Source organism: Methylobacterium oxalidis (assembly GCF_007992195.1).
GTDB classification, from domain to species: domain Bacteria; phylum Pseudomonadota; class Alphaproteobacteria; order Rhizobiales; family Beijerinckiaceae; genus Methylobacterium; species Methylobacterium oxalidis.
In genome coordinates, this window is record NZ_BJZU01000339.1 from 1 (window position 1) to 663 (window position 663).

A 663-nucleotide genomic window follows, 5' to 3' on the forward strand; every position below is an offset into this window, starting at 1 on the left:
CAAGGCCGAGCCGGTTGCCCACAGGATCGGCGATGTTGGCCGAGTAGCTGCCGCCGGGGATTGGATCGGGCCCCTGGAGCACCGTGCCGCCCCTCGCACGAACTGTCGCGAGCGCAGCATCGATATCGGCCACGTGAACGTACCAATTCCATCGGGCCGGCGCGCCGGTGGCTGCACTCGACATCACCGCGCCAGGACGCAAGTCGCCCCGGCCAATGAAGGCGTACTCGCCCATCCCGCCCATCGGCATGGCCCCGAGCTTCTCCCAGCCGAAGAGTGCCCCGTAGAACGCGAACGCAGCCTCGGGATCGGGGGTTGCGAGCTCGATCCACACGCCGTGGCCGAGGGTTTGCTCCGTCCCAAGGGGCACCGGCCCGAAGGCCAGGCTCTCACCGGGGCTCGTCGCATCCATCAGGGCGAAGACCACGTCCTGCGGGTCGCTGACCATGGCGAAGCGGCCGACATCGGGGATGTCGACGGGCCCGAACCGGATCTGGCCGCCGAGATCCGCCACCCGAGAGGCCAGGGCGTCCACGTCGCGGGTCGCGAGGTAGACCGCCCAGCCGGGAAAGCCGGGAGCTTCGGGTATGGACCGCCGGATCCCGGCCACGGGCTTCCCGTCAGCCTCCGCGACTTGGTAGCCGCCATGCTCCGGCATCGGGG

General features: G+C 70.1%; 1 protein-coding gene. It reads right to left on the reverse strand.

What is annotated here, in order from left to right:
• The coding region (locus tag MOX02_RS30885) for a VOC family protein (RefSeq protein ID WP_147029556.1) at positions 1-663 on the reverse strand (663 nt) is incomplete at both ends.